We start from the raw sequence: 233 nt of genomic DNA, 5'->3' as shown, positions 1-233 counted from the left end.
ATTGCTACAAAGGGTTTTGTGAATGCTTCTATATCGGAGATTGCTAAGGAAGCTGGAATAAGTAAAGGGGTGATTTCTTATCATTTTTCCAGCAAAGATGAACTGATACAGCAGGTCGTAATAGAAGTTTATCATGCAGGTGCAATCTTTATGGAATCTCATATGAAAGGAAAAAGCACTGCAAAAGACATTTTAAAAGCTTATATTGAATCGAATTTAAAATTCATGGATGA

The 233-nt window shown here is 33.9% G+C and carries 1 protein-coding gene; it reads left to right on the top strand.

Going from position 1 to position 233, the window contains the following annotated elements:
• Positions 1-18 precede the first annotated feature (18 nt).
• Positions 19-233: TetR/AcrR family transcriptional regulator (locus tag SB773_RS34875; RefSeq protein ID WP_410595151.1), on the top strand; the 215-nt coding region annotated here is incomplete at its 3' end.

Source organism: Bacillus sp. SIMBA_074 (assembly GCF_046534555.1).
GTDB classification, from domain to species: Bacteria; Bacillota; Bacilli; order Bacillales; family Bacillaceae_G; genus Bacillus_A; species Bacillus_A mycoides.
This window is presented reverse-complemented; position numbering and strand designations above follow the sequence as displayed.